At 75.3% G+C, this 3,972-nt stretch carries 3 protein-coding genes; 1 reads left to right on the forward strand and 2 read right to left on the reverse strand.

The window, feature by feature from the left end:
- The first annotated feature begins 188 nt into the window (after window positions 1-188).
- Window positions 189-2,456 (forward strand): EAL domain-containing protein, encoded by a 2,268-nt coding sequence (locus GTQ99_RS20770; RefSeq protein WP_166617600.1) that lies wholly within the window; start codon window positions 189-191, stop codon window positions 2,454-2,456.
- A 49-nt stretch (window positions 2,457-2,505) separates the two neighbouring features.
- Here the strand turns inward: GTQ99_RS20770 and GTQ99_RS20775 are convergent, their stop codons facing one another.
- Both GTQ99_RS20775 and GTQ99_RS20780 read right to left on the reverse strand, forming a co-directional pair.
- Window positions 2,506-3,090 carry a GNAT family N-acetyltransferase gene (locus tag GTQ99_RS20775; protein ID WP_166617601.1) on the reverse strand — a complete coding sequence of 195 codons (585 nt, stop codon included), beginning with the start codon at window positions 3,088-3,090 and terminating at the stop codon, window positions 2,506-2,508.
- Window positions 3,091-3,235: 145 nt separating this feature from the next.
- Window positions 3,236-3,877 (reverse strand): SDR family NAD(P)-dependent oxidoreductase, encoded by a 642-nt coding sequence (locus GTQ99_RS20780; RefSeq protein WP_420814598.1) that lies wholly within the window; start codon window positions 3,875-3,877, stop codon window positions 3,236-3,238.
- Window positions 3,878-3,972 lie beyond the last annotated feature (95 nt).

Below are 3,972 nucleotides of genomic sequence, written 5' to 3' on the forward strand. Positions count from 1 at the left end.
GACCCGACCCGCCCCCGACGCCCCCGGGCTGCGCTGACCCGTTCGGGGCAGCGAGGATCAAGGTCGGAGCGCCGCTGATCGATGGATGTGCGGAAGGATCCGTCGGTATCGTGCCGGCGCCCGCCGGCACCCTCGGTGCGGTGGCGGGAGCCGCAGTGGGGGGAGTCAGCCGGATGGCGGGGGAAGCCGTGAGCAGTCCTGGCGTCTCCGGGCCGCGCGGCGCCGTGCTCGGCGTCGTCGGGGCCGTGGTCCTGTGCGCCCTCGTGGCCACGTTCGTCGTGACCTCCTCCACCGGTGCCGGCACGTTCGTGCTCGCCGCGATCGGCGTGGCCTCGGTGGCCGGCATGGTGTGGGGGTGCCTGGTGCACCGCCCGCGCCCGCTGGTGGCCTGGTGGCTGCTCGTCGCGGCGGGGGTGGGCTTCCTGGCCGGCTCGGCCGTGCGGCCGTGGAGCCTGGCGCGCAGCGGGGCGGCGCACTACCTCGTCGACGTCCTGTCCCTCAGCGGGTACCTGGCGCTGCTGATCGCCCTCGTCAAGCTGGCCCGCGCCCACGGCGGCCTGCGCCGGGAGGTGCTGTGCGACGTCCTCATCGCCGGTTCCGCCGGTGCCCTGGCGGCCGTGCAGCACCTCGTCGTGCCGCTGACGCTGCTGCCCGGCCGGTCGGTGGCCACCTCGGTGGTCGCCGCGGTCTACCCCCTCGTCGACGTCCTGCTCGTGTGCCTGGTCATCGACCTGCTCTTCGCCGCGCCGCGCCGGCGCAGCTACCAGCTCATGCTCGCCGCCGTCATCGCGCTGCTGGCCGGGGACGTCTGGTACGCGGCCTGGGGCGTGCGCGGGGAGCTGCTGCCCCCGCTGGTGGTCAGCACGCCGTTCGTGGCCGCCTACCTGCTCATCACGGCGGCGGCGCTGCACCCCTCGCAGCGCCGGGACGCGCCCGCCGGCGCCAGGGTCGCCGACGCCTGGTCCTGGCGGCGGCTGGTGCTGCTGAGCGTCTCGCTGGGCGCGCTGGTGCTGCTGCTGGCGATCAGCCCGGCCGGCGGCGGGTCGCCGCTGACCCGGTGGGCCGGCGTGGTCACCGTGGCGCTGGTCCTCGCGCTGCTGCTGCTGCGCGCGGTCTCGGCGGTCAACGGGCAGGCGCGCGCCCGCGCGCTGCTGGCCCACCGGGCCAGCCACGACCCGCTCACCGACCTGCCCAACCGCGACGTCCTGCGCCAGCAGCTGGCGGAGCTGACGGCGCAGGCGCCCGCCGGGCAGGGCCGGCACTGGCTCTTCTACGTCGACCTCGACGGGTTCAAGCGCGTCAACGACACCCGCGGCCACCACGCCGGCGACGAGCTGCTGCAGGTCACCGGGGCGCGGCTGCGCGAGATCGCCGGCAGCGGCGGCACCGTGGCGCGCCTGGCCGGTGACGAGTTCGTCGTGCTGGCCGGTGGCGACGAGGCGCGGATGCGGGAGATCGCCGACCGGCTCGTGCGCGAGCTGGCCCGGCCCGTGCGCGTCGCCGGCACCGACGCCGTCGTGACGGCCTCCGTCGGCGTCTCCGCGGTGCGCTCCAGCGCGCAGACCGCGATGCGCGAGGCCGACACCGCGATGTACCAGGCCAAGAAGGACGGCCGCGGGCAGTGGCTGCTCTTCGACGCCACCATGCGCTCGGACCAGGGCGCGGCCGTCGAGCTGGAGCTGCACCTGCGCCACGCCGTCGACGAGGAGGCCCTGAGCTGCGCCTACCAGCTCATCGTCGACATCGGCACCGGCCGCCCGGTGGGCGCCGAGGCGCTGCTGCGCTGGGAGCGGCCGCTGGCCGGCCCCGTCTCGCCGGTCGAGTTCGTCCCGCTGCTGGAGGAGACCGGGCTCATCAACCGGGTGGGGCTCGCCACGCTGCGGCGGGCCCTGCTGCAGCTGGCCCGCTGGCGCGAGCAGGGCCTGGTGGACCACGACTTCCGCATGTCGGTCAACGTCGCCCCCCGCCAGCTGCTCGACCCGGCCTTCGCCGACCTGGTGCGCGCCGCGCTGGCCGAGGCGGGGGTGGAGGGCGGCAGCCTCATCCTGGAGATCACCGAGTCCTCCGTGCTGGCCGACTCCGAGGTCGTCATGGACACCCTGCTGGCCCTGCGCCGGATGGGGATCGGCCTGGCCGTCGACGACTTCGGCACCGGGTACTCCGCGCTGTCCTACCTGCGCACGCTGCCGGTGACGCGGGTGAAGATCGACCGCAGCTTCGTGGCCAACCTCGGCGAGGACAGCGGCAGCGACGAGGCCCTCGTGCGCGCCGTCGTCGCGGTCAGCGCCGCCCTCGGCCTCGGCGTGACGGCCGAGGGCATCGAGACCGACGCGCAGCGCGAGATCCTGCGGCGCCTCGCGGTGCGCCACGGCCAGGGCTGGCTGTGGGCGCGGGCCGCGGACGCCGAGACCGTCGGCGCGGTCCTGGCCTCCTGGAGCCGGCGCGCGCTGCGCTGACCCGTGCCCGTGCCCGGAGCAGGACCGGGCCGGTGCCGGTCGCGGGGCGTCAGCGCCAGGAGGAGGCGATCGCCGGCTCGGGGAACTCGTAGGCCCAGTAGGTCTGCTCGTCCAGCCGGTGCACCCGGGTGCCGTCGCTGACCGTGTCGACGAGGCGGGTGATCAGCCGCGGCAGGGCGAGGTCCTGCTCGTTGTGCCGGCAGATGTCGATGCTGGCCACGCCGCCGGTGCGCTCCACGACCTCGCACATCTGCGAGACCATCCGGGCGAACACGCCGCTGCTGCGGTAGTCGGGGTGGACGCCGACGCAGCCGATGTACCAGATCTTCCCGGCGGCGTGCAGCTGCGGCCAGCGGTGCGCGAAGTAGTCCTCGCTGACCAGGGGCATGGCCGCGAGCTGGTTGGTGAAGGTGCCGAACGCGCACACCCGGCCCTCGTCGTCCAGGCCCAGGTACTTCATGACGCGCCGGTCGGCGCACACGTCGTCGAACTCGGCCCGGGTCATGAGGTGGCGCTGCACGGCCAGCACCCGCAGCCGCTCGAAGGCGACCTGGTAGGTCGCCCACGCCCCCTCCAGCAGCTCCCCCTCCAGCGTCGTCCTCGTCACCAGGTCCACCTGCGTCCGCGTCGCCACGGCTCCTCCTCGCGCTCCCGGCCGAGACCCCCCCGACCACTCACAGCTCACAGTAATCACTGTGAGTAGCCTTGCAGGGGTGCATTCGAAGAGTTCACGCGATCAGCGCCCCCGTGCGGGGCCGAACGGTGGGGCCCGCTGACGCTCAGCGGCGGTGCACGTGCGCCGCGTCGGCCTGGGCGACCGGCCGCACGACGACCCTGTCGAGGTCCACGTGCGGCGGGCGGGTCACCGCGAACGCGATGACGTCCGCGACGTCCTCCGCGCTCAGCGGGGTCAGCCCCTCGTACACCTTCTCCGCGGCCGCCCGGTCGCCCAGGCGCACCAGGGAGAACTCCGTCTCGACCATCCCGGGCGCGATCTCGGTGACCCGCACCGGCTCGCCGAGCAGCTCCTGGCGCAGCGTGCGGCACAGCGCGTTCACCCCGTGCTTGACGGCCGTGTACCCGCCGCCGCCGGGGTAGACCTCGAAGCCCGCGATCGAGCCCAGGACGACCACGTGCGCGTTCCCGCCGCGGCGCATCCCCGCCAGCAGCGCCTGGTGCACCCGCACCACCCCGACGACGTTGACGTCGTACATCGCCTTCCAGCCCTCGGGGTCGCCGTCCTCGACGCGGTCGCTGCCGAACGCCCCGCCGGCGGAGTGCACGACGACGTCGACGTCGCCCACGCTCGCCGCCATCGCCGCCACCGAGGCCGCGTTGGTGACGTCGAGCGCTGCGAGGCGCTGGCGGCCGAGGTGGGCGGCGGCGATCGTGGCGAACCCGGCGGCGGCCAGCGCCCGCACGGTGGCCGCGCCGATGCCGCTGCTGGCGCCGGTGACCAGCGCGGTGCGGACGCGGCCCCCGGCGGCGCTGCTCGCGGCGGGGGTCTCGGCGGGGG

Source organism: Kineococcus vitellinus, from assembly GCF_009906315.1.
GTDB lineage: Bacteria > Actinomycetota > Actinomycetes > Actinomycetales > Kineococcaceae > Kineococcus > Kineococcus vitellinus.